This window comes from Pseudomonas nunensis, from assembly GCF_024296925.1.
Lineage (GTDB): Bacteria > Pseudomonadota > Gammaproteobacteria > Pseudomonadales > Pseudomonadaceae > Aquipseudomonas > Aquipseudomonas nunensis.
In genome coordinates, this window is the sequence record NZ_CP101125.1 from 5,103,576 (window position 1) to 5,127,391 (window position 23,816).

Genomic DNA, 23,816 nt, shown 5'->3' on the forward strand with positions numbered 1-23,816 from the left:
TCTACGGAGTAGGATGCAAAGCGTTGGAGAGAAAACGATCATGCCCGCACTGGAAACCCTGCAAGTTTTTCAAGCCCTCAACCGCTCGCCGAATGCTCGCCTTGAGCACAGCGCCGAGCTCGGTGACGGCATGGCTGCAGCTTTGTGGAGCAACCATCACGACGCTCAGGATTACGAAGCGCCGACTCACCACACCTTGTCCTGCTACATCGCCGGCGGCACCGGGACCTTTCGTCGTGACCAGCCCGGAAACAAGGGCGGCCCGGACAAACTGTGCATCCTGCCCGCCGAGCATCAGTCCGGTTGGGTGATCAACGGCGATATTCGCCTGGCTCATCTGTATTTCAGCCCCGAACAATTTGCCCTCGGCTGCGTCACGCTGCTGGACCGCGAACCGCGCGAACTTCAATTGCGTGAGGGCACCTTCCTCGACGACCCACAACAGGCCCGGCGTTTTCGGCAGATGCTCACCCTCAATTGGGAAGAGCCCAGCGAGCGCGTACTGACCAGCAGCCTGGCCCACGAAATGCTCAGCCACGCGCTGCTCAATCAGGTTGGCATGCGCCAGGGCTTACGACTCAAGGGCGGATTGGCAGCGCATCAGCGGCGGCAGTTGGTGGAGTTCATCGACAGTCAGTTGGCCGAACCCATCAGCCTGGGGCAGTTGGCTGGGTTGTGTGCGTTATCCGAATATCACTTTGCGCGAATGTTTCGCGAGAGTTTCGGCTTGCCGCCGCATCAGTATGTGCTGGCACGGCGCATGAGCCGGGCGCGGGAGTTGTTGCGCTCGACTTCCCAGCCGTTGGGCGAGATTGCGCTGGCGTGCGGGTTTGCCAGTGCGAGTCATTTCACCAACCGGTTTCGGCAGGTGTTGGGTGGGACGCCGGGGGAGTATCGGTTGGCGTTTTTGCGTTAGGGCAGGAGATTAGCGGTGCCTGTGAGGGCCTCTTCGCGAGCAAGCCCGCTCCCACATTTGATCGCATTCCCATGAAAAAACGCGGTCACCTGTGGGAGCGGGCTTGCTCGCGAAGAACGATGACGCGGTGCCTGATCAGAACTCCAATGTGCTGGACAGCGAAATCTGCCGCGAATCCCCCATCGACACAAAGAACCGGCTCGCCGCCGAGGTGTAGTAGGTGCGATCAAACAGGTTCTTCACATTGAGCTGAAACTTGACCTTCTGCCCTTCGACTTTGGTGTCGTAAGTAGCAAACGCATCAGCCACGGTGTAGCCCGGCAAGTCGAAATCATTCGGCGCATCCCCCGCCCGCTCGCCGACATAACGCGCCCCCGCGCCGACCCGCAGTTGATCACCGCCGACAATGGTGCCGAAGTCGTAGACCGCCGACAGCGAGCCGGTGTTCTTGGCGACGTTTTGCAGTTTCTTGCCTTTGTAGTCCGGGTCTTCGGTGACTTCGGCATCGGTGTAGGCGTAGCTGCCGATCATGCTCCAGCGGTCAGTGAGTTGGCCGGTCAGGTCGATTTCCAGGCCACGGGAACGCACTTCACCAGCGGCGCTGTAGATCGTGGTGGGGCCTTCGGAATTGGCGATCAGCACGTTGCGCTTCTTGATATCGAACAACGCGATGTCACCAGTGATGCGCCCCGGCATGTCGAGTCGGGCGCCGATTTCCCAGGACTTGGCTTCTTCCGGCGCGATGCTGCCGTCGAGTACCACGGTGCTGCCGCTCAGAGGTGCGATGGTCGAGTTGGGTTTGAACGATTCGGTGTAGCTGCCGTAGAACGACAGTTCATCGGTGTAGCGATACACCAGGCCGGCGCGGGGCACGAATTTCTGGCCGTTGTTGTCGGTGTTCGCCTTGAACGGCACGCCTTTTCCGGCGTACTGGTCGTACTCCTGGAAGCGCCCGCCCGCGACCAGAATCCACTGGTCGGTGAGGTGAATCGAGTCCTGGGCGAAGATCGAATCGCTGCGCAGTTCATCGGTCTGGGCACTGTCGGGTGCGCTGACGGTGGTGCCGGCAACTTCGCGGCCATACACCGGATTGACGTAGCTGAAGGTGGTCCGGCTTTTCTGGCGGATCAGGTCTTCGCGGTAGATCTTGCGGTATTCGTCATCGACACCGAACACCAGGTCGTGTTGCATGCCCAACACGTTCACCTTGCCTTCTAGGCTGGCAGTGGTGAAACGGTCGGTGCTGATCGCATTCTGAGTGCCGTCCATGCTGCGGGTCAGGGTGCCATTCTTGGTGTCGATGGCGGTGACGCGCACCTGGCTGGCGTCGTAGGTTTCGCGGTTCCAGCTGTAGCCGAAGTGGGCTTTCCAGTTGTCGTTGAGCTCGTGATCGGCCTCGAAGTGATACAGGTCCGAACGCCCTTCCATGTTGTTGAACGGTTCGTCGAGGCGCTCGTTGCGCGAGATGTCCAGCGGATGGTTGGTGCGCGGATCGATGACCGTGCCACGGTCAAACGGGGTGAGGAATTCCCGATGTTCGTAGGAGAACAGCAGCTTGGTGCTTTCGCCGAACCAGGCCAGGGACGGCGCCACCAGGGTTTCTCGGTGGGTGCCGAAGTTGCGCCAGTAGTCTTCGTCTTCGTGGTCCAGGACCATGCGATAGGCCAGCCCGGAATCGCCCAGTGCGCCGGTGCTGTCGAGGCTACCGCCGCTGCCGTTCTTGCCGTCGCCGTAGGTCGAACCGCGCAGCGTCAGGGCGTTGTATTGAGTCAGTTCGGGTTTCTTGCTGACCATGTTGACCACGCCGCCCGGGTCCTGGATGCCGTAAAGCAAGGAGGCGGGGCCTTTGAGCACTTCGACCCGGTCCACGGTGGCGTTCATGCCACGGCCCTGCACGATCGGCATGCCGTCGCGCATGATCGAGCCGTTGCGGTTGTCACCGAAACCGCGAGTCATCACCGAGTCCTGAGTGCTGGCCAGGGTGTTGCCTTGGGTGATGCCGCTGACGTTGGCCAGGGCATCATCCAGATTGCGCGGTGCCTGGTCGCGAATGACTTGGGCCGGAATCACGTTGATGGTCTGCGGGGTTTCCTGAAGCAACGCCGAGCTGCGCATCACCGAACTGGTGGGCGGCGGCTGATAGCTCATGGTTTGATCCATCACCGAAGTGATGGTGGTCGCGCCCAGGTTGAGGGTGCCTTCGGTTGGCACGGGTTCCAGCGCCAGGGTGTGGGCGTCGGTGCGGCGGAAGGTGAAGCCCGAACCGCTGAGCAAACGCTGGATCGCCTGTTCGGCGCTCATCTGCCCGCTGATCGCCGGGGCGTTGATGCCGTAGGGCGCTTCGTCGGTGTAGACCACGCTGATGCCGGTGATCCGGCTGAAGTCGCTCAGGGCCTGGGGCAGCGGTTTGGCGGCCAGGGCAAAGTTGAATTGCGTGCGCTGTTGCGTGCTGGCGGTTTCAGCGGCGATCGCCACGCTCAGCGGCAGCAATGCCAAAGCCGAAAAACTCAGCGCCGAGGCACCGAACCACTGTTTGACCGAACCCGATTTTGCCCTGGACTTCATTGCTCATGACCTGTGTAGAACCGCTACGGGATGCGAATGACTCGCAGTTTCAGTCACTACACGGATGGGGCTTGGGTTTACCTCACTAAAATTTTGAAATTATTTTTATCCTGGATTCTGTGGTGTCTGGTCTGACGCCTTCGCGAGCAAGCCCGCTCCCACATTTGGAATGCATTCCCCAGTGGGAGCGGGCTTGCTCGCGAAGGGGTCGGTCGCCTCACCGCAAAATAATCAAATGCCCCATAACACTGTGCTGCTCAAACCCCATCACCCCCTGCAACGAACTCAACACTGCCTGCGGATCCTTGCTCGGAAAACTCCCGCTGACCCGGCGCGCCGCCAGTTCATCGTTGAGCAGCACAATCCGCCCCGGGTAATAGCGGCGCAAATCCTCCACCACTTCCGCCAGGCTCGCCTTGTAGTAATTCAGCCAACCCTGGCGCCAGGCCAGTTGCGCTTCACTGTCCACGGCATGCAGTTTTTCCGCCGCACCTTCGCCGTAGGCAACTTGCTGCCCAGCGGTAAGGATTTGCTGCTCGGCATTACGATCCGCCGTCACGCCAACCCGCCCGGACAACACCGTGACCTGCGCGCCATGCGGTTGCAGGCGCACTTCGAACTGCGTGCCCAGCACCCGCGCCTGACCCTTTTCGGCCTCCACCACAAACGGCTCGCCGGTGTGGGTCACGCTGAAAAAACCGGCGCCGCGTCGCAGCTGCACATGGCGCTCGCCACGGCTGAAATCCACGGCAATCGCGCTGTCGGCGTCGAGGGTGACTTGGGTTTTATCCGCCAGAGTCACCGTGCGAACTTCCCCCGGCGCCGAGACATAGTCCGCGCCCAGATCATCCGCCCAACGCAACGGCTGCCACCCTGCGCCGAGGCCGACCATCAGCAACAGGCACGCGGCCATCGCCAACGCGCCGGACCAGCGCCGCACATCGGGGCGCCGCGAGCGATTCATCGCATTGAGATAACCCTGCAGGGCCAACGCTTCTTCGTCGGCCAGTTTTCGCGCCGGCACTTCGCTCAATTCCCACACCACTTGCGCCTGGGCGTAGGCCTCGGCATGCGCGGGATCGGCCTGCAGCCAGTGGCTGAACGTGAGTTGATCGCCACTGCTGGGCTGATCGTGCAACAAACTCAGCCAGGCGAAAGCAGCCTGTTCCTGGGCGGGCGTCGGGGTGACGCGTTCGGCGTGGTTCACGGTGCTTTCCTTGGCGTGCGCGGTTCGGGTTCCCGCAGGCTGGCCTTGCAGGCGTCGAGGGCGCGCATCATATGTTTTTCCACGGCACTTTGGGACAAACCCATGGCCTTCGCGATCTCGGCGTACTTGCGGCCGTGAATGCGATTGAGCAAGAAAATCTGTCGCGTACGCTCGGGCAAAGCACGCAACGCGGCTTCGACATGGCGCAAATCGTTGCCAGCCTCCAGCGCGGCTTGCGGCTCGCTGCCCTGGCTGTCCGGCGCATCGGGCATCCAGCCTTCGTTGACCCGCACCCGCGTACCTTCGCTGCGCAGATGGTCGATGGCAATGTTGCCGGCGCAGCGCAGCAGATAGGTGCTGAGTTCTTCGACCTGCACCAGTGGTCGGCGCCAGAAGCGCAGGAACAAATCCTGCACCAGATCCGCCGCTGTCGCCCGGCAACCCACGCGTCGACTCACCAGCGCTTCCATCTGCGAACGCTGGGACAGAAACACCTGGAGGAAATGCGCGCGGGCGCCACGATGTTCGTCATCGTGGGATTCCGGAGGGCTGGCGAGCATCAGGTCAGCACTGCACAAACGGGGCTGGCGACCAGGCCCAACGCCGCCAACCACAAGGCCAGGCGCGGGCGATACGGCAGCAGCAACACCAGCAGCAAAGCGCTGAGCATCAGGACTGCAAACCACTCGACCAAGCCGAGGCCCCAACCGGTCGCGGACACCGCCGCCCACAATGACAAGCCGAGCAACAGCCAGCCGCCAAGTTGCAGGTTGGATCGGCGCCGAACCGAGGGTTTACGCCCGAGCAGGTCGGCGTGATGCCGGTCCATCGACAGACAGAGCGCGGTGAAGCCGCCGTAACAGAGCAACAGGGCGAGCAGCATTCAGGTCGCCTCGCGCTCAAGGGTGACAGGTCGGGCACGCGCTCGGGTGACCGGTTCAGTGCGTCCCGAACGCTGCATTTTCCACGCGGCCCACGCCAGGAACAGGCCGCTGCCCAGGCACGTCAGGTCGAAACCGGCCATGGCCCAGTCGCCTTGGCGCAGCGAAACGCCCAAGTGATGCTGCGAGGTCAACGCGTTGAGCAACGGCACCGCGCCGAACAACACTGCCGCCAGCGTCAATTGCTCGACCCACGCCGCTCGGCCACGGCGGACCATCGCATGCAGCACGCTCAGCCCCCAGAGAATGAAGAAGCTATTCACCTCCCAATGCGCCCGTTCTGCCAGCCCCACCGGCAACAATCGATTGGCCCAGAAGAACGCCGCCACGGCAATCACCAGCCCCGACATGCTGGCGATGTTCAGCACTTCCACCAGCCGCAATTCGAACGGCATCACGCCGCTTTTCGCATGTTTGAGCTGGCGCTTGCCGAGCCAGATCACTAGGCCGGTGCCGATCATCGCCGTGCCGGCCAAGCCGCAAATGAAGTACAACCAACGCAGCACCGGACCGGCGAAATGGCCCATGTGCAAACCATAGAAACCGCCGGCAATTGCCATCGGAATCGGCTGCTCCGCAGATTTGCTCAGTAGCTGGCCAGTCACGCCATTGAACGTCAGCGCGCGGCCAAAGTTGTAGACCACGCCATCGGCGCCATCGCGCTCCAGCACCACCGAGGCATTCGCATCGCCGGGATTGTTCACCACCAAACTGCCGACTCGCCCGCCCGACCATTGCTCGCGGGTCTGGTCCAGCAACGAGGCCAACGGCGCCAACGTTCCCGGTTGGCCTGCAGCGGGCGGCGTGTTGGCCGCCGGGAACACGTCTTCGAAAAACTTCCCGGTCTGACCGTTGTACGAAGCGAGGATGCTGGCCGGCATCACCATCGACATGAAAATCACCAGGCTGCTGTAGGTGATCATCAGGTGAAACGGCAACACCAGCACGCCCACCGCGTTATGCCCGTCGAGCCAGGAACGCTGGCCCTTGCGCGGGCGGAAAGTAAAGAAGTCCTTGAAGATTTTCTTGTGGGTGATGATCCCGGTGATCAGCGCGACGAACATCAGCATGGCGGCGAGGGTCGACAACCAGCGGCCCCACGGGTAAGGCATTTGCAGCTCAAAGTGGAAACGGTAGAAGAACTCGCCGCCCAGGGTGACCCGGCCCTGCACTTCGGCGCCCGTCAGCGGGTCGAGGGTCTTTTTGCTGAACTGACCGCGCTTGCCCGGTTCGGCCGGGGCTTGTTGCCAGCGCACATTCAGGCCGGGCTCGCGAGCGGTCGGCAGGTCGATGACCCAGCGCGACGCGTTGGCGGCGTGCTGCTGAAGATAGGTTTGCGCCACGCTCAGGCTGGCTTCGGAAGACACTGAGCGCGCGGGAATCTCCGGCTGCATCCAGTGAGTGGTCTCGGCCTTGAAATACGCGAGGGTACCGGTCAAAAAAATCGCGAACAGCAACCATCCGAAGATCAGACCGACCCAGGTATGCAACCAGGCCATCGCCTGACGAAAGCCCTCTTTCATGGCTGGCCCGCCCAGTACGCCAACCCGGAAATCGCGCCCAGCACCAGACTCGGCACGAGCATGCCGATCCACGCCCGCCTGGCACTGCGGCAGGCAAAGCACCAGAGCACCGCGACCAGATAGGCGAGAAACGAGGTCATCATCCCGGTGATCACCGCTTCGGCGCGGGCCATGGGAAGCAACAGGCTGAGGCTGACACTGGCCAGCGCGGCGACGACATAGCCGCCCAACAAGGCAGCCAACACTCGCGAGGTAACCGCCAATCTGTAGGAAACGGGGAGCGTGCTGATCTTGCCTTTCATGTTTCGACCTTGAAACCGGGTGAGGCCCCGTGCACATCGCAGGACCAACAAGCGCGCAATATTAATGATAAATATTCTCATACGCAAAAGAGATCCGATTGCCGGATGCGCGATCGCACCATTACAATACGAACAATTCTTGTTCTCTAACGTGTCCGTATGTGTCGGAGTGGTCCTGTTGCAGCCCGCCAATCCCGTCGAAGTGCTTTATCACGACCATCACAACTGGCTCACCGGTTGGTTGCGGCGCAAGCTCGGCTGCCCGGACAGCGCCGCCGACCTGGCCCAAGACACGTTCATGCGAGTGCTCACGGCTCGGGAAACCCCACAGATCATTGAGCCGCGCGCCTTCCTGACCACCATCGCCAAACGCGTGCTGTTCAACCATTACCGTCGTCAGGACCTGGAACGCGCTTACCTCAATGCCCTCGCGCAGCTGCCGGAATGCGTTGCGCCGTCGGAGGAAGAACGGGCGATCATCCTGCAAACCCTGATGGAGCTCGACCAGTTGCTCGACGGCTTGCCGCGTCTGGTCAAGCGCGCCTTTTTGCTGGCGCAGGTCGATGGCCTGACGTATCCACAGATCGCCGCCGAGTTGGGGATCTCCATCGCCACGGTCAAGCGGCACCTGAATAAAGCGGCGATGCGCTGCTACTTCGCCCTATGAACCCCCCGCCAGATTTTTCCAACCGTGTCGCCGAGCAGGCGGTGCACTGGCTGCTGGAAATGCAGCAAGGGCCGTTGAGCCCGCGCCAGCAACACGCCTGGCAGCAATGGCACGACGGGCACAGCGAACATCAACGGGCGTGGGAGCATATCCAGCGGGTCAATCAGCGCTTGCGCGGGTTGTCCTCGCCGCTGGCTCACGCGGCGTTGAATGCGCCGAAGTCCGGCAGTCGTCGCCAGGCGTTGAAGTTGCTGCTGATTCTTGGCGCCGGGTCTGCGGTGACCTGGGGCATGCGCGAACACAATCCGCTGACGCCGTTGCTGGCGGACTATCGCAGCCCGGTGGGTCAACGGCGCAAAGTGGCGTTGGGCGATGGCAGCCAGTTGCAGCTCAATACCGCGACGTCGGTGGATGTGCAGGCGGACGGGCTGATTCGTTTGCTCGAAGGCGAGGTGCTGCTGACTGCCGCTAGGAGTTTTGAAGTGCGCACGGCTCAGGGTTTGTTGAAAACCCAAGGCGCGCGGATGAACGTGCGGCAATTTGCGGATCGGACCCAGGTTGCGGTGTTTGAAGGGCGGGTGGAATTGACGCCCGACGGCGGTGCTCCGTTGTTGCTGCAAAGTGCGCGGCAATTGAGTTTTGGGCCTCGCGGCGTCAGCGCGCCCCTGCCCCTCGACGCCAACAGCGGCGCCTGGGCCGATGGCATGTTGGTGGCGGCGCATATGCGTCTTGGGGATTTTCTGGATGAGCTGGGTCGTTATCGTCGCGGGCAGCTTAATTGCGACGCGAAGGTGGCGGATTTGCTGATCTCCGGGACGTATCCGCTGGATGACAGTGAACGGATTCTCGATCTGTTGGAAATCAGTTTGCCGGTGAAGGTGCGGCGGTTTACGCGGTATTGGGTGAGCGTTGAGGCGAAGGTTTAAGACCAGTTAACACAACCTCTGTGGCGAGGGGGCTTGCCCCCGTTGGGTTGCGGAGCGACCCCAATACCTGACGCTGCAGTCATTCTGGAGGATCGTGTGCATTGGTTTTACGACTGCTGCGCAGTCGAACGGGGGCAAGCCCCCTCGCCACAGGAATCGGTCAACCAAAATAATTCGTACTACGTGAGCCGTTTTTCAGATCTGGCGTGACAGAGAAGGAAAGCCCCCTTGATTCCACCTTCTCAGGATCGTCGTCCATGCAACCGACTCGCCTCACCCCGCTGGCCCGCACCTTGCGCCAACTCTTGCTGGGCGCCAGCCTGAGCTTCGCCGCCGTCTCTTTGACTCAAGCCGCCGACGCCAAGCCGTACCACATCGCCCCCACCTCCCTGGAAAACGCCCTCAACCAGTTCGGCCGTGAAGCCGGGGTGCTGATTTCGTTTGGTTCGCAAGTCACCAGCGGCGTGAAAAGCCGTGGCCTGGAAGGCAACTACACGACGGAACAAGGTTTGAATGCGTTGCTCGAAGGCACCGGCCTGCAAGCCCGATCCGAGGGCAATAATGCATTCAGCCTGCAACCGGCAGGCGACACCGCGCTAGAGCTGGGCACTTCGACAGTGGTCGGTGACTGGTTGGGGGATGCGGCGCAGATCAACGTGTTCGAACACCCCGGCGCGCGGGACGTGATCCGCCGTGAAGAGTTCGAACGCCAGGGCGCGACCCAGGCCAAGGACGTGCTTAACCGCATCCCCGGCGTCAACGCCCCGGACAACAATGGCACCGGCAGCCATGACATGGCGCTGAACTTCGGCATCCGCGGCCTCAACCCGCGCCTGGCCTCGCGCTCCACGGTGTTGATGGACGGCATTCCTGTGCCGTTCGCGCCTTACGGTCAGCCACAGTTGTCGTTCGCACCGATCAGTATGGGCAACATGGACGCAGTGGACGTGGTGCGTGGCGGCGGTGCGGTGCGTTATGGGCCGCAGAACGTCGGCGGCGTGGTCAACTTCGTGACCCGCGCGATTCCCGATGCGCCAACGGTCAAGGGCGGTTTCCAGACTGAAACCAGCCCGTCCTCCAGCCATGACGGCTTTAAGACCACCGGCAATCTGCTGGCCGGCGGCACCGCCGATAACGGCTTGGGCGGCGCGCTGCTGTATTCCGGCACTCGCGGTGGCGACTGGCGCGAACACAGCGATACCGAAATCGACGACCTGATCCTCAAGGGTAAATACCAGCTCGACGAGGCCAACAGTTTCAACGCCATGGCCCAGTATTACGAAGGCAAGGCCGATATGCCCGGCGGCTTGAACGTCGCCGATTACGATGCCGATCCGTACCAGTCCACGCGCCCGAAAGACCAGTTCTGGGGTCGCCGCACGATGTTCAACTTCGGCTATCACTATCAGGAAGATCGCCGCGAATTCACCGCAAACACTTTCTTCACCAAAACCCTGCGCAGCGGTTATCTGGATCAGGGCACGTTTCTTTCGTTGTCGCCTCGCGAGTATTGGGTGCGTGGCCTGGAAACCCGTTTCGCCCAGGGCTTCGATCTTGGCCCGACCAGCCATGAAGTCGGCGTCGGCTAACGCTACATCAACGAGGCCGGCCACGAACTGCGCTACCGCACGCCGATTGCCAGCAATGAATTGCCGACCACCAACAGCCGCAACGACCGCGACACCCGTGGCGGCACTGAAGCCAATGCGTTCTTCGTCGATGACCGGATCGACATCGGCAAGTGGACCCTCACGCCGGGGATCCGCTACGAGATGATCGAGTCGCAACAGACCAACAACCTGACCAACGTGAAGTACAAGGGCGACTACAACACCGCGCTGCCGGCGTTGAACGTGCTCTATCACCTGACCGACAGCTGGAACCTCTACGCCAACACCGAAGGCTCGTTCGGTAGCGTGCAGTACAGCCAGATGCCCAACCGAGTGACCAGCGGCGAAGTCAAACCGGAGAAGGCCCGGACCTGGGAACTCGGCACTCGCTACGATAACGGCGCGCTCAGGGCGGAAATCGGTGCGTTCCTGATCAACTTCGACAACCAGTACGAAAGCAACCAGACCAACGACTCGGTGATCGCCCGGGGCGAGACGCGGCATCAGGGTATCGAGTCGAGCATCAACTATGCCCTCGATGACTTGAGCCCTGCATTGGCTGGTTTTGATGTCTACGCCACTTACGCCTATGTGGACGCGACCATCCGCGAAGACGGACCGAACAAGGGCAATCGTGTGCCGTTCTCCTCAAAACATAAGGGCACGCTCGGCGTCGGTTATACCGAAGGCGCGTGGAAGCTGAACCTGGACAGCAGCTACCAGAGCGACCAGTTTGCCGACAACGCCAACACCTCGGAGGAAAGCGCCGACGGCAGCACCGGACGGATTCCGGGCTACATGCTGTTCAGCAGCCGCGCGGCGTATGACTTTGGGCCGAAGTTGTCGGATTTGAATGTGGCAGTGGGGGTGAAGAACATCTTCAACCACCAGTACTTCACTCGCTCGTTTGATGACAACAACAAGGGCAAGTACGTGGGAGAACCGCGCACGGTTTATGTGCAGACGTCGGTGGCGTTCTAAGCAATGAATATCTCGCAACCATGCGACCTGTAGCAGCTGTCGAGCACCGCGAGGCAGCGTTCGGCTGCGCAGCAGTCGCAAAATCAGGCAGTGCGGTGATTCAGGCAAACCGCGTGCTCAGGGTTTACGACTGCTGCGCAGCCGAACGCTGCCTCGCGGTGCTCGACAGCTGCTACGGGGGTTGCGTTGCGTTGAGGGGCACAAACAAAAACGGGCCTGCATAAGCAGGCCCGTTTGTCAGTGGAAGGGTAAAAAGTGAATCAGGCCTCAGCCGTTTTGTGCAGCCTGTTCGTTTTCGAGAAATTCATCTTCCAGCAGCGCATCGGCTGCAACTCTCTCGAATGGCACCACAGCGGCACGTGGTTTGCCCCGCAGTTTGCCGAACAGATGCTCTAGTGCGTGTTCAAGTTTTTCAGCCGCCCCGTCGATCGCTTGTTCAAGGGTATCGGCTTTATGGGTCACGGAAATTGGTTGATGGCCTTTAGGCCGCGCTTCCAGCTGGCAGCGCATGTCATGCGGTCCGGGCTTGTCGCCGTTTTCGTCCCGCAAGTGAACCTCAACGCGGGTCAGGTCCTCTTCGTAACGTTCGAGCGTGCTCTCAATGGTAGTACGTACCCACTCCTCCAGTCGGATGCTGCTTTGAATATGGTTATCACTGTTGACTTGGATTTGCATAGTTCATCCCTTATTTCAGCTAGCTCGCGAGAGGCCGATCGGCTGGCCCTTGGGCGTCATCACCGTGACCTCTTACTTACACAATCGGTGTGTGCGCAGAACATTTCAACCCCTAAAAAAAGATAAATATGGATTCGCAAAAAAAGCCGGACAACGGCCAAAAGCGCTGTTAAGGTCGGGAGTTGGGTCGCAACGCTTCTTTGTCACAATTCCTCACATCTGCTGCTCCGCCAGTGGATGCAGACTCCGAAAAATCCCCGCCTCTTCCACCAGCCAGTCATGCACCGCCCGCACGCCCGGATGGCTCAGCGCCCCTGGCGCATACAGCAGCACGTAGCGTTTGTGGTTCGGCACCGCCAGGCCAAACGGCACGATTAACGTCCCCCGCTCCAACTCATCGTTCAGTAGCGTACGCCGCGCAATCGCCACGCCCATGCCGGCAATTGCCGCTTCGATGGTCAGGTGATTGCGATTGAAGGTGTGCCCGCGCCGTACGTCGGCGCCCTCGAAGCCGATGGCGTTGAGGTAGAACTCCCATTCCGCGTACTCGTAACTGCCACGCCAGGCGGTGATGTCGTGCAGCAAGGGGAAATGCACAAGGTCTGCCGGGCCGTGCAGCGGCGGGCGACCGCGCAACAGGCTCGGCGCGCACACCGGGAAGATCTGCTCGTCGAGCAAGGCTGTGGATAACAATCCGGGATAACTGCCGTCGTTCAGGTCGATGGCCAAGTCGAAGTCGCCCTCGTGCAACGGCACGCTGCTGTCCTCGGCCACCAGGCGCAGCTGAATGTCCGGGAATCGTTGCTGCAAACGTGGCAGGCGCGGGGTCAGCCACTTGCTCAGGAAGGATGGAATCGAGCGCAACCGCAAAATCCCGCTGATCATCCCGGCGTCCAGTCGTCGCAATTCCGCATCGATGCTGCCGTAAGCCTCGTTGACGGTGATGGCCAGTCGCTGGCCCTCAGCGCTCAATTCCACGCCACGCGCGCGCCGATGAAACAGGCGAAAGCCCAGGCGCTCTTCCAGTTGTCGGATTTGCTGGCTGACCGCACCCGGCGTGATGTGCAGTTCTTCGGCGCAACGGGTGAACGACAAGTGCCGCGCGGCACAGGAAAACACGTGCAACCAGGCGTAAGTCTGGGCGTGTAATTGACGACTCATCGTTTAGTCCTGCTAAAGGCTGTCTTAGGAAGTTTCGTTGGTCACGTAGGACCGAGGTGGGCAGTATCGCCGACATTGCGCTTGTCCTACAAAAATGGCAGCGATTTCTCTTCCATTGCTTGTATAGGCTTTAGCATGGCTATCAGTGTTTTCGATCTCTTCAAAGTTGGCATCGGTCCGTCCAGCTCCCACACCGTGGGCCCGATGCGCGCCGCCGCGACCTTCGCCCAAGCCTTGATTGACCAGCAATTGCTGGCCGACGTACGGCGCGTGGAAATCCGTCTCTACGGTTCCCTGTCGGCCACCGGCGTCGGTCATGCCACCGACCGCGCCTGCGTCATGGGCTTGATGGGCGAGTGGCCGGACAGCATCGATCCGACCAGCATCGATAGCCGCATCCAGCACCTGCGCGAAACCGGCGAACTGTCACTGGCTGGCAACACCACGATTGCCTTCAACTGGCAACGCGATCTCCTGCTGCTCGACGAGAGCCTGCCCTACCACCCCAATGCGATGTCTCTTACAGCCTTTGGCGAAACCGGTGAGTTGTGGGAGCAAACGTACTACTCGGTTGGCGGCGGTTTCATCATCGAAGCAGCCGAAGCCGAGTCCGGCATCGCGCCGACCAGCGACGTGGTGCTGCCCTACGATTTCTCCAGCGCCGCCGAGTTGCTCAAGCTGTGCAACCAGCATGGCCTGCGGGTTTCCGAGTTGATGATGGAAAACGAGCGGGCCTGGCGCAGCGACGCCGAGATCCGCCAGGGCTTGCTGCATATCTGGTCGGTGATGCGCGAGTGCGTCGAACAAGGCCTGCTGCATGAAGGCATCCTGCCCGGCGGTCTGAATGTTCCGCGTCGCGCGGCGAAATTGCACCGCAGTCTGTTGGAAATCGGCAAACCGAATGTCATCACTTCGACGCTGTCGGCGATGGAATGGGTCAACCTGTTCGCCCTCGCCGTGAACGAAGAAAACGCGGCGGGCGGACGGATGGTCACCGCACCTACCAACGGCGCGGCGGGGATCATTCCGGCGGTGCTGCACTACTACATGAAATTCAACCCGGACGCGTCTGACGATGACGTGGTCGCGTTCTTTCTGGGCGCGGCGGCCGTCGGCATTCTGTGCAAGAAAAACGCCTCGATCTCCGGTGCCGAAGTTGGCTGCCAGGGTGAAGTCGGCTCCGCCTGCGCGATGGCTGCTGCGGGTTTGGCCGACGTGCTCGGCGCAACGCCCGAGCAACTGGAAAACGCAGCTGAAATCGGACTGGAACATAACCTAGGCCTGACCTGCGACCCGGTCGGCGGCCTGGTGCAAGTGCCGTGCATCGAGCGCAATGCCATCGCGGCAGTCAAGGCGATCAACGCCACGCAAATGGCCCTGCGCGGCGACGGCAAGCACTTCATTTCCCTGGACCGAGTGATCCGCACCATGCGCGATACCGGCGCCGATATGCACGACAAATACAAAGAGACTTCACGGGGCGGCCTGGCGGTGAGCTGGGTGGAGTGCTGAGGCGCACTTCCGACCGTCCGTAACGCGTGAGCCCGAGCAAGAATAATAACGAGGCCAAAAACGATGACCGATGTACGTACACCTGCTGCCGATAACCCTGCTGTAGACCTTACACGCGATAGCGAAATTGCCCACAAAGGCTGGAGTAAATTCGACACCACCTGGATGCTTGGCCTCTATGGCACGGCGATCGGCGCGGGCACGTTGTTCCTGCCGATCAACGCCGGTGTCGGTGGTTTCTGGCCGCTGTTGATCCTCGCGTTGCTGGCGTTCCCGATGACTTTCTTTGCCCACCGAGGCCTGACCCGCTTCGTGCTGTCCGGGCGTTCGGGCGACATCACGGAAGTGGTGGAGGAACACTTCGGCATCGGCGCCGGCAAGCTGATCACGCTGCTGTATTTCTTCGCGATCTTCCCGATTCTGCTGGTGTACAGCGTGGCGCTGACCAACACCCTGAGCAGTTTCATGGAGCACCAGTTGCACATCGCCCCGCCGCCCCGGGCGATCCTTTCGCTGGTGCTGATCCTCGGCTTGATGGCGATCGTGCGTTGCGGTCAGGGCGTCATCGTCAAATGCATGAGCGTGCTGGTTTACCCGTTCGTCGCCGCGTTGCTGCTGCTCGGCCTGAGCCTGATCCCGAACTGGAACGGCGCGTTCTTCGCCACCGCCAGCGAAGGCATGCCGCTGCCGTTGTTCTTCAAGACGCTGTGGCTGGCGATTCCGGTGATGGTGTTCTCGTTCAACCATTCGCCAATCATCTCGGCGTTTGCGGTCGATCAAAAGCAGCGCTACGGCGCCCAGGCAGAACGTAAAAGCAGCGGCATCCTCGCCATCGCCCACGCGATGATGGTGGTGACGGTGATGTTCTTCTGCTTCAGTTGCGTGCTGGCCCTGTCGCCGGCTGATCTGGCCGCCGCCAAGGCGCAGAACATCTCGATCCTGTCGTACCTGGCCAACCACTTCCAGACCCCGGTCATCGCTTACGCCGCGCCGTTGATTGCGCTGGTGGCGATCACCAAATCTTTCCTGGGCCACTACATCGGCGCCAGCGAAGGCTTTCAAGGCTTGATCGTGAAAAGCCTGCGCGGCCGTGGCCGGGTGATGTCGTCGAGCTGGCTGAACCGCATCACTGCGCTGTTCATGATTCTCAGCTGCTGGGCCGTGGCCACGTTCAACCCGAGCATCCTCGGCATGATCGAAACCCTCGGCGGGCCGATCATCGCGTGCCTGTTGTTCCTGATGCCGATGTACGCGATCCGCCGCGTGCCGGCCTTGCGCCAGTACTCCGGCCAGGCTTCGAATGTGTTCGTGGTGTTGATCGGCTTGATTGCACTGTCTGCGATCATCTATTCATTCCTGCCCTGAATCGGGCAGATAAAAATACGGCGGGCCATAGTGCCCGCCGTTTTTTTGCCGTGATCATTGTCCGACAGTTTTCCCGGCATGGCCCTTGCTACATCCGTTATGCGACACGGACGAAAGCGCATGAACATGGAATGCCGATGGTCTGGTATTGCGAACCAACCCGATCACGGCCGGTCAACAACTGCACGTTCAATCAGGCGGTGACGCATCATGGACAACCCTTTTCAGCTCATTACCGATGCCTTTGCGCCGGACTATCAGATCAACCTGAGCATTCAGGGGCTGGACGGCAGCATCATGCTGACCCTCTCCAACAGTGGCCGCGTGGTCGCCAAACGCATGATCAGCGCCGAACAGCGCAACGACCCCAAGCGCCTCAAGCGCCTGGTGCAAAGCATTCAGTTCGGCATCGCCATCGAACAGGGCCACAGCGCCATGGCCATCCTCGAAGCCATGACCGACGGCGACAATCGCAACCTGCCGCCGCCTCAAGTCAAAGGTCACGCACGGCCAGCCATGCGCCTTTAGAGCTCGCCCTTCTCCCCTTCCGGGCACTGATCGGTCGGAAGGGAAGCGGTGACTATCACATGTCTATTCATCAGAATATTCAGCATAAAAAGCATATTTACTGTGCAGCAAATATAGCTTTAAGCGAATCCAGCGCTGACCCCATCCTTAGGCAAGGCATGAATTTGTCAAAGCTCGCCCTTCTCGACCTCGGGATGTTCACTGGAACCCGTGCCGATCTTGCGCTGCGGGTTCTCGATCTTCACCGAGGGAAATTGTGACGAGGCGTAACGCACCACCAGAATCGAAAACGCCAGCAGCAGAATCCCGCCGCACAGGTAGATGATGCCGATGTCCGGCGGGTTGTGGTGCGAGACGTTGGAAATCAGCAGTCGCGTCAGCGCAGTGATCGCCACGTAGATCAGGAAGCGCACCGGCATGTGGTTGGTCTTGAAGTAAATCCCGACCATTGCCCCCAATTCCAGGTAGATGAACAGCAGCAGGATGTCATCGATCTTGATGTGCCCCGCCTCGATCATCTGCAAGAATTCCATCACCGCCGCCCATGCGGTCACCGCTCCGATGGCGAACAGCGCCAGGTAGTGGAAGGTCTCGACGAACAGGTTGCCCAGTGACTCGGCCAGTTGATGCACGTTTTGCCGCAGGTTCTCGGCCCAGTTGATTTTCACGATGATTCTTCCTTAGCTCGGTTCGAGCGGATGATGCGGGTTGGACGTGACGGTTGTTCTGCATGCAGAAAAAAGGCCAGAGGCTGCCGCAACATGATGGCGATGTGCTCTAAAACCCGCGCCGTGGCGTTTGGTCGCACCCTTGTGGGAGCGAGCCTGCTCGCGAATGAAACGACACGGTGCACCTGAACAAATGCCAATTTCGGTCTACATTGAAATGCCACTACCCAAAGCGCAGGGATTCGCTTATCCTTTTCGCTGTATATAGATACAGTAGTCGCGAAGACAACTTAATGTGAAGGCATGTGAGGTGGTGAATGGCCGTCGAAGTGGTATACCGCAGCAGCCGAGATCTGGAGCGCTTGTTCATGGATAAAGCCGAAGCTGACCGTCATGACAAAATGCTCGAACTGGCCGAATTGCTGGCTGAAGTGTTGCAAAAAGCCGTGCCGTCCCTGAGCGAGCAGCAAGTGGAAGAAGCCGGGATTTATATGGCGAAGAACCGCGATGTGTTCGCCAAGGCGTTCAAGAGCCAGCCGGACGCCTTGTCCGAATTGCTGAGCGCGCCTGCTGAAGTCGTTGAAACAGCGAAACCTGAAGAGGTGGCTGAAGCCGCCGAGCCGGTCAAGCCTGCGAAAGCAGTCAAAGCCGTCAAGTAAGCAGAGCCCGAATTGAATAGGCCCTGAGTCGAATGGCTCAGGGCCTTTTTAATGACCGGAAATCAGCGATACAACACTTTCTCCGCCAACTCATCCGCCACCCGTGCCGGCGAGCGTTTTTCCGCTTGGGCATGGGCGAAGACTTCGGTCAGCCGCGAGGCGATTTTCGACAGGTGCGCGGTGATGGTCGCCAGCTCTTCACCACGGTGTTTGAGCGACACGTAAATCAGCCCACCGGAATTGATCACGTAATCCGGCGCATACAGAATCCCGCGCCGCTCAAGCTGATCGGCAACGTCCAGGTGCGTCAGTTGATTGTTGGCCGAGCCGGCCACTGCCGAGCAGCGCAGTTGCGTCACGCTGTGGCTGTTGAGCACACCGCCCAGACCACACGGCGCGAGGATGTCGCACGGGGTGCTGAGCAACGCGTCGTTGGCAATCGGGTGGGCGCCGAGTTGTTCCATGGCGAGTTGCACCTTGCCGTGATCAATGTCGCTGACCAGCAGTTCGGCACCGGCGGCATGCAGTTGCTCCGCCAAGGCAAAACCGACGTTACCCAACCCCTGAATGGCCACGCGCAAGCCTTCGAGGTTATCGCTGCCGAGCCGGGCCATGGCGGTGGCACGAATGCCGGTGAACACGCCCATCGCCGCGTGAGGCGCAGGGTCGCCCGCCGAGGTGGTGCTGGTGACGTGTTGGGTCTGTTGGGCGATGCAATCCATGTCCGCCACCGAAGTGCCGCTGTCGATCGCCGTGATGTAGCGGCCGTCGAGCTGATTGATGCAACGCCCGAAGGCTTCGAACAGCGCCCCACGGTTTTCCACATGGGCCGGGCGCACGATCACCGCAACGCCACCGCCTTGGGCCAGGCCAGCCAGGGCCGCTTTGTAGCTCATGCCTTGGGCGAGGCGAATGGCGTCCTCGACGGCGGATTCGTCGCTGGGATAGGCAAGGTAACGACAACCGCCCAGGGCAGGCCCCAGGTGGCTGTTATGAATGGCAATCACTGCCTTCAACCCGGTGACCGGGTCTACGCTAAGGTGTAGCGATTCAAGGCGAGTGCTTTGCATGAGAGCGAACATCGTAGGGCTCCCGAATCACTTCTGGTAGTCGCCAGTATAGGCTTGCGCCTGAAAATTGCTGAAGCGCACCGGAATAAGCAGCGAGCCTTTGAGGGCTTTCGGACATAACCTGCAACCGTCCGCGCGCGACACTGGACGAAAGCGTTTGGCAGGGCTAAAACGAGGCATTCCCCGGAGATTTTGATGACCCCGCGCCAACGCTTCTTCGCCTGTCTGCAACGCTCACCGCCCGCGCTGTTCGAGGCGGCGCTGTGGATTGCGGCCGAACACGATGTCGAGATGAATCCCGAGGTCGTACTGGCAGAATTCACGGAGCTGCAACTGCGGGTCAGTGCCGGCCTGCCGATGCTACCTGTGAGCGAACTGGCCCAGCCGTTGTTGCGGCGCATGAATGACCTGGGGTTCGCCCAGGACGATTTCACCCCGCTGCGTCCGCAAGTTGCCTTGATTCACAAAGTGCTGGAGCGCCGTCGCGGCCAACCGCTGGCCTTGGGCCTGATTGCGCTGGAGCTGGCCAGAAGGCTCGAGATCCCCATGGTCGGGGTCAACTTTCCCGGGCATTTCCTGCTGCGCGTGCAGGGCGCCGATCACCTGCTGGACCCGTGTGGCGGGCGCCGCTTGTATCCCAACGACTGCCGCGATTTGCTGCAGCGCCAGTACGGACCGAACATCAAACTCAGTGCCGAACATTTGCTGACGGCCGATCCGGTGCACATGCTCCAGCGCCTGTCACGCAACCTGCGCCAGTTGCACCTCACCAACGATGACTACATCGGCGCCCTGGTGGACGCCGAGCGCGTGCTGGAACTGGGCAACGGCAGCGCCTCCGATTACCTGGCCCGGGCCAGCCTCTATCAGCGGCTCGACTGCCCGAACGCCGAGCGCTTCGACCTGGAACATGCCCTGCTGCTCAGCGACGACCCGATCCAGCGGATTCGCCTGACGGAGCGATTGGGGCACCTTCCGCCAAACTCCGTCGTTCACTGACCGCCCTTGTAGGAGCGAGGCTTGCCCGCGAAAGCGGTGTGTCAGCCAACATCAATATTGGATGTCCCGCCGTCTTCGCGGGCAAGCCTCGCTCCTACAGGGGTTGGGGTTGTTCCTGATGGCGAACGCACCTGAATGATGAACAACGCCGCAATCACCGCCGGTATCGCGCAGAAGAAGAATATCTGCTGCACAGGAATGTGCATCGCCAGCAGCATGCTGCCAAACAGCGGCCCGAGGATCGAACCGAAACGTCCCACGCCCAACGCCCAACCGGTGCCGGTGGCGCGCACCTGTGCCGGGTAGAAATTACTGGCGAAGGCGTTGAGGGTCAGCTGCCCGCCGATGATGCAGAACCCGGCAGCAAACACGCTGGCCACCAGATAACGCGGGTTGTCGTGATTGAGGCCCAGCAGAATCGTGCACAGCGCCGCCGCAGCCAGCACGCATGACAACAGACGCACTTTGCTTTTGAGGCGGTCGGCAAACCAGGCCATGCAGATCGCGCCAACAGTGCCGGCAAACAGGAACATCGACGTTACCAAGTTGGCTTCATTGAGTTTCAAGCCACTTTCCAGCAACAGCGTCGGCAGCCAACTGATCATGAAATACAGCAGGATCAGGCTGACAAAAAACGTCGCCCAGATCAGCAGCGTCGGGCGCGCATAACCGTTGCGAAACAATTCCAGCACCGTCAGTTTGCTGCCCTGCTCTTGTTCGTTTTGCGCGATTGATACGGCGGGCGGTTGCCAGTCTGGCAGCATCCGCGCGGTGACTTTGCGCAAGCGTGCGTAAGGAGGCGCATCGCGCAGCAGGCGCGGCAAGGATTCAGGCAGAAACCAGGCCAGAAACGGGAACAGCAGCAACGGCGTGACACCACCGGCAAGGAACACCGCTTGCCAGCCAAAGCTGTCGATAAAACCCGCCGCGACAAACCCGCCCGCCGCGCCGCCGAAGGAAAACCCGCAAGCCGCCAAGGCCACCATCAACGTGCGCAGACGTGGCGGCGAATATTCCGACATCAACGCCATCGCGCTGGGCATCGCCCCGCCCATGCCGATCCCGCAAATGAAGCGCGCGGCCATCAAGGTGTTGAGGGAATCGGCGAACACCATCAGCACCGTGAGGGTGGCGTAGATCAGCACGCAGCACAGCAGAATCCGCCGCACGCCGAAGCGATCCGCCAACGGTGTCACAGCAAGGGAGCCGAGGGTCAGGCCCAGCAGGTTGGCGCTGAACACCGGGCCGAACGCGGCTTTTTCCAGGCCCCAATCCTGAGCCAGGGCAGGCACCACGTAGCCGAGGACTTGCGCGTCGTAGCCGTCGGTGACGAGCAACAATGCCAGAAGCAACAGGAGCAACCACTGATAACGGGACACAGGACGGGCGTCGAGTGCCGCCCGGAAGCTGGCAATCTGGTTGTGCATCGCGAGGTACCTGTTTTGTTTTTATGGTGTTGATGCAGCCCCGAATTCCCCCTGTGGGAGCGGGCTTGCTCGCGAAGAGGGAGTGTCAGTCAGCATCTATGGAGCTGACACACCGCATTCGCGAGCAAGCCCGCTCCCACAATGGGGATTGGGGTGATGCTTTAAGGGGTGTCGGGCTGGTTGGCCGGGTGCGCTTTTATGAACGCCGGGTGTGTCGCGGCCAGCGCTGCAACCCGACGAATCCTCGGATACGCCTCCAACGAAATGTTGAAACGCTGCGCCGCATACAACTGCGGGATCAGGTAAACGTCCGCCAGCCCCGGCTCACCACCGAAGCAATAACCGGCATCACCGATCAACTGCTCCACCGTCGCCAGGCCCAGGCTGATCCAGTGCCCGATCCACTCCACCACCTGCGGTTCGTCGTGACCCAACTGGCGCAGTTTGTTGAGCACGCTGACGTTGTGCAGCGGATGCACATCGCAACCGATGACCGCCGCCACGCCGCGTTCGTGAGCGCGGGCGGCGAGGTCTTTCGACAGCAGCGGCATCTGTGGATAACGTTCCTCCAGGTACTCGATGATCGCCGGCGACTGGATCAGCAGCTCACCTTCGTCAGTGCGCACAGCCGGCACCCGACCTTGCGGATTGATCGCCAGATACGGCGGCTGTCGATGCTCGCCACCGGGCGGTGCGATCAGGTTGATCGGAAGGGCCTGGTAATCCAGCCCCTTCAGCGCCAACGCAATACGCACACGGTACGACGAGGTCGAACGGTAGTAGGTATAGAGTTCCATGCCCCGCTCCTCTTAACGCGCCGGCACGACTTTGCCACGGCATTCGCCGAAACCGATCGAGGCAAAACCGTCGCGGCTGCAGCGAGCGCGGAGGATGATTTCATCACCGTCCTCAAGGAATTTACGGACTTCGCCGGAAGCCAGCTCGATCGGCTTTTTGCCGCCCTCGGTGATTTCCAGCAAGCTGCCAAACTGACCGCTTTCCGGGCCGGACAACGTGCCCGAACCGAACAGGTCACCGGCCTGCAATTGACAACCGTTGACGCTGTGGTGCGCGACCATTTGCGCCACGGTCCAGTACATGTGTTTGGTGTTGCTCAGGGTCAGGCGATGAGCCGGCAGGTTTTGCTCGCGCATGGTTTCGGTGAGCAGCAGCACTTCCAGTTCGATGTCGAAAGCACCGCCATCCTGATCGCGTTTGTCCGTGAGGTACGGAAGCGGCAGCGGGTCGCCTTCCGGACGTGCCGGTTGCGCGCGACGGAATGGCTCCAGCGCTTCGGCCGTCACCACCCACGGCGAAATGCTGGTGATGAAACTTTTCGACAGGAACGGCCCCAGCGGCTGGTATTCCCAGGCCTGGATATCCCGCGCAGACCAGTCATTGAGCAGGCAGAAACCGGCGATGTGATCCGCCGCATCGCCAATCGCGATGGAGTCGCCCATCTCGTTGCCCTGACCAATCCAGATCCCCAGTTCCAGTTCGTAATCCAGGCGCGCGCATGGGCCGAACGTTGGCTCGGTCTGACCGGCCGGCAGGGTCTGGCCCTTCGGACGACGCACGTCGGTGCCCGACGGGCGAATGGTCGAGGCGCGGCCGTGATAACCGATCGGCACGTACTTGTAGTTCGGCAGCAAAGGGTTGTCCGGGCGAAACAGTTTGCCGACGTTTTGCGCGTGCTCGATGCCGACATAGAAGTCGGTGTAGTCGCTGATCTTCGCCGGCAGGTGCATCACGCAATTCGCCGCCAGTGGCAGCAGTTTTGCGCCCTGGGCTTCGATCTTGCCGTGCAGGGTGCTGCCCTCGGCGAACAGTTCCAGCAGGCGTTCGCGCAGGGCAACGCGGGCGTCGCGGCCCAATTCGAAGAACGCGTTGAGCTGACCGCCACGGGTCGCTTCAACCGCTGTGCGTGCGGCGCCGTCAAACAGACCGGCGTCCAGCGCCGCTTCCAGATCGAAAATATGTTCGCCGATGGCCACGCCGCTGCGCGGTGCCGAACCCTTCGCGCTGAACACGCCCAATGGCAGGTTCTGCAACGGGAAATCGGTGTGGCCGTTGGCGGAGGCAACCCAGCTACGAGGGATGGAAGTCTGAGTCAT

General features: G+C 61.0%; 20 protein-coding genes and 2 pseudogenes. 9 read left to right on the top strand and 13 right to left on the bottom strand.

The annotated features are described in order from the left end of the window. The first annotated feature begins 40 nt into the window (after positions 1-40). Positions 41-916, top strand: coding sequence for a helix-turn-helix transcriptional regulator (locus tag NK667_RS22475; RefSeq protein ID WP_054050189.1), 876 nt, complete (start codon positions 41-43; stop codon positions 914-916). Between the two features lie 135 nt (positions 917-1,051). On the opposite strand, the gene NK667_RS22480 is transcribed toward NK667_RS22475, so the two are convergent. The 6 genes from NK667_RS22480 to NK667_RS22505 form a co-directional block, all read right to left on the bottom strand. Next, positions 1,052-3,481, bottom strand: coding sequence for a TonB-dependent siderophore receptor (locus tag NK667_RS22480; protein ID WP_054616090.1), 2,430 nt, complete (start codon positions 3,479-3,481; stop codon positions 1,052-1,054). A gap of 217 nt (positions 3,482-3,698) precedes the next feature. Further along, entirely contained in the window at positions 3,699-4,688 is a 990-nt protein-coding gene (locus tag NK667_RS22485; RefSeq protein ID WP_054616091.1) for a FecR family protein, read from the bottom strand. After that, positions 4,685-5,248 carry an RNA polymerase sigma factor gene (locus NK667_RS22490; RefSeq protein ID WP_152981027.1) on the bottom strand — a complete coding sequence of 188 codons (564 nt, stop codon included), beginning with the start codon at positions 5,246-5,248 and terminating at the stop codon, positions 4,685-4,687. Before NK667_RS22490 ends, NK667_RS22485 begins: the two co-directional genes overlap by 4 nt. Next, on the bottom strand, positions 5,248-5,571 hold the full coding sequence (locus NK667_RS22495; protein WP_054616092.1) for a DUF3325 domain-containing protein: 324 nt from the start codon (positions 5,569-5,571) through the stop codon (positions 5,248-5,250). The genes NK667_RS22490 and NK667_RS22495 overlap by 1 nt, the downstream gene beginning before the upstream one ends. Further along, complete coding sequence (locus NK667_RS22500; protein ID WP_054616093.1) at positions 5,572-7,152, bottom strand: PepSY-associated TM helix domain-containing protein; 1,581 nt, start codon at positions 7,150-7,152, stop codon at positions 5,572-5,574. Then, complete coding sequence (locus NK667_RS22505) at positions 7,149-7,454, bottom strand: DUF3649 domain-containing protein (RefSeq protein ID WP_054616094.1); 306 nt, start codon at positions 7,452-7,454, stop codon at positions 7,149-7,151. Before NK667_RS22505 ends, NK667_RS22500 begins: the two co-directional genes overlap by 4 nt. A gap of 178 nt (positions 7,455-7,632) precedes the next feature. On the opposite strand from NK667_RS22505, the gene NK667_RS22510 reads away from it, so the two are divergent. The 3 genes and pseudogenes from NK667_RS22510 (at position 7,633) to fecA (ending at position 11,638) form a co-directional block, all read left to right on the top strand. Then, positions 7,633-8,121 carry a sigma-70 family RNA polymerase sigma factor gene (locus NK667_RS22510; protein WP_054616306.1) on the top strand — a complete coding sequence of 163 codons (489 nt, stop codon included), beginning with the start codon at positions 7,633-7,635 and terminating at the stop codon, positions 8,119-8,121. Continuing rightward, positions 8,118-9,047, top strand: coding sequence for a FecR domain-containing protein (locus tag NK667_RS22515; RefSeq protein WP_054616095.1), 930 nt, complete (start codon positions 8,118-8,120; stop codon positions 9,045-9,047). The genes NK667_RS22510 and NK667_RS22515 overlap by 4 nt, the downstream gene beginning before the upstream one ends. A 257-nt stretch (positions 9,048-9,304) precedes the next feature. Next, positions 9,305-11,638 (top strand): annotated as a pseudogene (fecA, locus tag NK667_RS22520) (TonB-dependent Fe(3+) dicitrate receptor FecA). A 267-nt stretch (positions 11,639-11,905) separates the two neighbouring features. Here fecA and NK667_RS22525 read toward each other — a convergent pair. Both NK667_RS22525 and NK667_RS22530 read right to left on the bottom strand, forming a co-directional pair. After that, positions 11,906-12,313: an HPF/RaiA family ribosome-associated protein gene (locus tag NK667_RS22525; RefSeq protein ID WP_054049780.1), complete on the bottom strand. Its 408-nt coding sequence runs from the start codon at positions 12,311-12,313 to the stop codon at positions 11,906-11,908. Positions 12,314-12,526: 213 nt separating this feature from the next. Then, positions 12,527-13,474, bottom strand: a complete 948-nt coding sequence (locus NK667_RS22530; protein ID WP_054616096.1) for a LysR substrate-binding domain-containing protein — start codon at positions 13,472-13,474, stop codon at positions 12,527-12,529. 135 nt (positions 13,475-13,609) lie between these two features. Here NK667_RS22530 and NK667_RS22535 point away from each other — a divergent pair, with 135 nt between their 5' ends. The 3 genes from NK667_RS22535 to NK667_RS22545 all read left to right on the top strand — a co-directional run bounded on the left by NK667_RS22535 (position 13,610) and on the right by NK667_RS22545 (position 16,879). Beyond that, positions 13,610-14,986 (top strand): L-serine ammonia-lyase, encoded by a 1,377-nt coding sequence (locus tag NK667_RS22535; protein WP_054616097.1) that lies wholly within the window; start codon positions 13,610-13,612, stop codon positions 14,984-14,986. A 63-nt stretch (positions 14,987-15,049) separates the two neighbouring features. Further along, positions 15,050-16,351, top strand: a complete 1,302-nt coding sequence (locus tag NK667_RS22540; RefSeq protein ID WP_054616098.1) for a serine/threonine transporter — start codon at positions 15,050-15,052, stop codon at positions 16,349-16,351. Positions 16,352-16,561: 210 nt separating this feature from the next. Beyond that, on the top strand, positions 16,562-16,879 hold the full coding sequence (locus tag NK667_RS22545; RefSeq protein ID WP_054616099.1) for a DUF3509 domain-containing protein: 318 nt from the start codon (positions 16,562-16,564) through the stop codon (positions 16,877-16,879). 167 nt (positions 16,880-17,046) lie between these two features. Here NK667_RS22545 and NK667_RS22550 read toward each other — a convergent pair whose 3' ends face one another. Continuing rightward, positions 17,047-17,547, bottom strand: coding sequence for a phosphate-starvation-inducible protein PsiE (locus NK667_RS22550; RefSeq protein WP_054616100.1), 501 nt, complete (start codon positions 17,545-17,547; stop codon positions 17,047-17,049). A gap of 317 nt (positions 17,548-17,864) precedes the next feature. On the opposite strand from NK667_RS22550, the pseudogene NK667_RS22555 reads away from it, so the two are divergent. Beyond that, a pseudogene (locus NK667_RS22555) lies at positions 17,865-18,119 on the top strand (YebG family protein); the annotation flags it as partial. Positions 18,120-18,268: 149 nt separating this feature from the next. Here NK667_RS22555 and NK667_RS22560 read toward each other — a convergent pair. Further along, positions 18,269-19,288 (bottom strand): Leu/Phe/Val dehydrogenase, encoded by a 1,020-nt coding sequence (locus tag NK667_RS22560; RefSeq protein WP_054049794.1) that lies wholly within the window; start codon positions 19,286-19,288, stop codon positions 18,269-18,271. Between the two features lie 183 nt (positions 19,289-19,471). Here NK667_RS22560 and NK667_RS22565 point away from each other — a divergent pair, with 183 nt between their 5' ends. Next, entirely contained in the window at positions 19,472-20,275 is an 804-nt protein-coding gene (locus NK667_RS22565; RefSeq protein WP_054616101.1) for a SirB1 family protein, read from the top strand. Positions 20,276-20,316: 41 nt separating this feature from the next. Here the strand turns inward: NK667_RS22565 and NK667_RS22570 are convergent, their stop codons facing one another. The 3 genes from NK667_RS22570 to fahA all read right to left on the bottom strand — a co-directional run bounded on the left by NK667_RS22570 (position 20,317) and on the right by fahA (position 23,816). Then, positions 20,317-21,702 (bottom strand): MFS transporter, encoded by a 1,386-nt coding sequence (locus NK667_RS22570; RefSeq protein WP_054616102.1) that lies wholly within the window; start codon positions 21,700-21,702, stop codon positions 20,317-20,319. A 161-nt stretch (positions 21,703-21,863) separates the two neighbouring features. After that, complete coding sequence (gene maiA / locus NK667_RS22575; RefSeq protein ID WP_054616103.1) at positions 21,864-22,499, bottom strand: maleylacetoacetate isomerase; 636 nt, start codon at positions 22,497-22,499, stop codon at positions 21,864-21,866. Positions 22,500-22,511: 12 nt separating this feature from the next. Then, positions 22,512-23,816 (bottom strand): fumarylacetoacetase, encoded by a 1,305-nt coding sequence (gene fahA / locus NK667_RS22580; protein ID WP_054616104.1) that lies wholly within the window; start codon positions 23,814-23,816, stop codon positions 22,512-22,514.

What these genes read in the sequence shown, in the direction of transcription:
- fahA (WP_054616104.1), bottom strand. Translation starts at nt 23,816, where the DNA reads ATGACTCAGACTTCCATCCCTCGTAGCTGGGTTGCCTCCGCCAACGGC.
- NK667_RS22560 (WP_054049794.1), bottom strand. Translation starts at nt 19,288, where the DNA reads ATGTTCGCTCTCATGCAAAGCACTCGCCTTGAATCGCTACACCTTAGC.
- NK667_RS22475 (WP_054050189.1), top strand. Translation starts at nt 41, where the DNA reads ATGCCCGCACTGGAAACCCTGCAAGTTTTTCAAGCCCTCAACCGCTCG.
- NK667_RS22545 (WP_054616099.1), top strand. Translation starts at nt 16,562, where the DNA reads ATGGACAACCCTTTTCAGCTCATTACCGATGCCTTTGCGCCGGACTAT.
- NK667_RS22570 (WP_054616102.1), bottom strand. Translation starts at nt 21,702, where the DNA reads ATGCACAACCAGATTGCCAGCTTCCGGGCGGCACTCGACGCCCGTCCT.
- NK667_RS22515 (WP_054616095.1), top strand. Translation starts at nt 8,118, where the DNA reads ATGAACCCCCCGCCAGATTTTTCCAACCGTGTCGCCGAGCAGGCGGTG.
- NK667_RS22525 (WP_054049780.1), bottom strand. Translation starts at nt 12,313, where the DNA reads ATGCAAATCCAAGTCAACAGTGATAACCATATTCAAAGCAGCATCCGA.
- NK667_RS22535 (WP_054616097.1), top strand. Translation starts at nt 13,610, where the DNA reads ATGGCTATCAGTGTTTTCGATCTCTTCAAAGTTGGCATCGGTCCGTCC.
- NK667_RS22480 (WP_054616090.1), bottom strand. Translation starts at nt 3,481, where the DNA reads ATGAAGTCCAGGGCAAAATCGGGTTCGGTCAAACAGTGGTTCGGTGCC.
- NK667_RS22530 (WP_054616096.1), bottom strand. Translation starts at nt 13,474, where the DNA reads ATGAGTCGTCAATTACACGCCCAGACTTACGCCTGGTTGCACGTGTTT.
- NK667_RS22490 (WP_152981027.1), bottom strand. Translation starts at nt 5,248, where the DNA reads ATGCTCGCCAGCCCTCCGGAATCCCACGATGACGAACATCGTGGCGCC.
- maiA (WP_054616103.1), bottom strand. Translation starts at nt 22,499, where the DNA reads ATGGAACTCTATACCTACTACCGTTCGACCTCGTCGTACCGTGTGCGT.
- NK667_RS22505 (WP_054616094.1), bottom strand. Translation starts at nt 7,454, where the DNA reads ATGAAAGGCAAGATCAGCACGCTCCCCGTTTCCTACAGATTGGCGGTT.
- NK667_RS22565 (WP_054616101.1), top strand. Translation starts at nt 19,472, where the DNA reads ATGACCCCGCGCCAACGCTTCTTCGCCTGTCTGCAACGCTCACCGCCC.
- NK667_RS22495 (WP_054616092.1), bottom strand. Translation starts at nt 5,571, where the DNA reads ATGCTGCTCGCCCTGTTGCTCTGTTACGGCGGCTTCACCGCGCTCTGT.
- NK667_RS22540 (WP_054616098.1), top strand. Translation starts at nt 15,050, where the DNA reads ATGACCGATGTACGTACACCTGCTGCCGATAACCCTGCTGTAGACCTT.
- NK667_RS22500 (WP_054616093.1), bottom strand. Translation starts at nt 7,152, where the DNA reads ATGAAAGAGGGCTTTCGTCAGGCGATGGCCTGGTTGCATACCTGGGTC.